Annotated in this window: 3 protein-coding genes; 1 reads left to right on the top strand and 2 read right to left on the bottom strand. The window is 64.3% G+C overall.

Annotated elements, in window-relative coordinates; all coding sequences use genetic code 11:
* On the top strand, positions 1–477 hold a 477-nt coding region (locus tag IG65_RS35490), incomplete at its 5' end, for a C40 family peptidase (RefSeq protein ID WP_197040024.1).
* Between the two features lie 8 nt (positions 478–485).
* On the opposite strand, the gene IG65_RS0133810 is transcribed toward IG65_RS35490, so the two are convergent.
* Complete coding sequence (locus IG65_RS0133810) at positions 486–1388, bottom strand: transglycosylase SLT domain-containing protein (RefSeq protein WP_051757322.1); 903 nt, start codon at positions 1386–1388, stop codon at positions 486–488.
* A 323-nt stretch (positions 1389–1711) separates the two neighbouring features.
* On the bottom strand, positions 1712–2194 hold a 483-nt coding region (locus tag IG65_RS38305; RefSeq protein WP_030518987.1), incomplete at its 5' end, for a transglycosylase SLT domain-containing protein.

Below are 2194 nucleotides of genomic sequence, written 5' to 3'. Positions count from 1 at the left end.
ATCGTCTCCGGCGGCAACACCAACTCCACCGAAACCGCCACCGAAATCGACCGCCTCACCAACCAATACCTCTACAACATCTACGGCAAAAAATACCCGAAGACGGCCTCCGGGACATCGGCCAAGGCGCAGCAGGCCATCCAGACCGCGCTCAGCAAACTGGGTGCGCGCTACGTCTGGGGTGCCGAGGGCCCCAACGAGTTCGACTGTTCCGGCCTCACGCAGTACGCGGCGAAGTCGGCGGGGGTCAATATCCCGCGAACGGCGGACCTGCAGTACCAGCAACTCCCGAAGGTGGCGCCGAATCAGATCAGGCCCGGCGACCTGATTTTCCCCGATGCCGAGTTCAACAACGGCAGCCCGGGGCACGTCATGATGTACATCGGTAACGGTCAGGTGGTGGAAGCGCCGAATTCCAAATCCGTTGTGCGAGTGCAGCCGCTGCCCAAAAGCTTTCACGCCAGCCGCTGGTCCTGATTGTCTTCTCAGTATCCAACGTAGGAACCGCCGCCGTGCAGATTGGCTACGCCGGGCACATTGCTCACCGAACCGTAGCGGTCGATGGAATACCGCACACCCGCGATGATGTTGTCGACCGGATTCCAGATATCGCGATGTCCGGGCAGCGCGTAGGCGTTGAAGGTCGAATCGATCGTCTGCATCAGGCCTTTCGAGGGATGTCCGGCCACGGCATTGCTGTCCCAGAGATTGATGGCATGCGGATTCCCGGAGGACTCGTGCGCGATGATGGTCGCGATGGCTCCGGGGTCGATCCGGCTGACGTCGTAGCCGTTCTGAGCGAGAATTTGCAAGGCCTGATTGATCCACAGGCCCGTCTCGCCGGCGGGCATTGTGGACGGAGGTCCGGACGATCCCGATCCGCTCGTGCGGTAGACCGCCCTGGTCGGATGTGAGTCCTGGACGTACTTCGCGGCCAGCGCCTCGATCCGCTGGGAGTCCAGGACTGCCGCCATCCGGCTCTGGTCCACGGTATTTCCGGCTCGCGCCAGTGCGTCGCCGAGCGTGACCATCACCTGCCGCCGGCCGGCGGCGGTATTGCTCACCGGCCCGAGCGCGGTGAGCGCGGCGTCCACCTCGGCGATAATCGCGGCCATGGTGGCCCGGCCACGCGCGCTGGTATCGACGGTGTCGCCGAGGACCCGCGACAGTTCGGCGTTGAGATCGCCGATCGCGCTGTCACGTTCGGCGCGAGCGGTATTGCTCGCTGAGTAACCGGAGCCGAGGCCGCCGTCCCAGGCGATCGGTCCGGTCGGTGCGCCGTTGCCGGTCATCGGTGGTGCGTAGGTTTGCCCGGTGTCGACGGTCGGCGTACCGGAACCGAAGCCGGCCGCCATGGTGGTCAGGCTGGTGAGGGCCGCGATGGCCATGGGTGTCGAGGCACTGTGGGCGGCAAGGATATCCGAGTGGACGGCGGGCGCGGCGGCGGCGGGTGCGGAGCGAGCTTGCGCGATAGCTGCTGCAGCCGAATCGTTCGTCGCCGCAGCCGATTTCGCTACCGACGGCACGGCGGGCCTCGGCGCCGGGACCGCGCTCGGGCGCTGGTTTCGTCGTTCGCGCCGATCGGCCGGTGCGGTCGTCGCCACACCGGGCCGGGTCAGCGTCCACTCGTCGGCAGGATTGTCCGAACCGGACCGCTGCTCAGCGGATTTCGATCTCCGAGGTTCGGGTGAACGGGGCTGCGTCGGTTCCATCAGTACGCCACGTAGGCCTGGCCGTTGCGTACCGCCTTGACGCCCGGCACATTGCTGACGGATCCGTAGACGTCGATCGCGTAGCGGACACCGGCAACGATATTGTCCACGGGGTCGGAGATATTCTTGTGGCCCGGTGCCGCATATTTGTCGAAATTCGGCTGGATTATCTGCATGAGCCCCGTGGAGGGGGTGCCGTTCTTAGCGTTTATGTCGTCATTGTTGACGGCTTCGGGGTTACCGCTGCTCTCGTAGTGGATGATGATCGCTATCGCTTCGGGATCTATCTTGCTGGTGTCGTATCCCATTCCCCGCAGCACCTGCAGTGCCTGCTGAATCCACTGGCCCACAGTGCCTCCCACGGTCTTGCTGCCCGAGCCGCCCGGGTATTTTTTGCCGTAGATGTTGTAGAGGTATTGGTTGGTGAGGCGGTCGATTTCGGTGGCGGTTTCGGTGGAGTTGGTGTTGCCGCCGGAGACGAT

The organism is Nocardia sp. NRRL WC-3656 (assembly GCF_000720265.1).
Lineage (GTDB): Bacteria > Actinomycetota > Actinomycetes > Mycobacteriales > Mycobacteriaceae > Nocardia > Nocardia nova.
The sequence above is the reverse complement of the archived record's forward strand: the minus strand, read 5'-3'. Positions and strand labels throughout refer to the sequence as shown.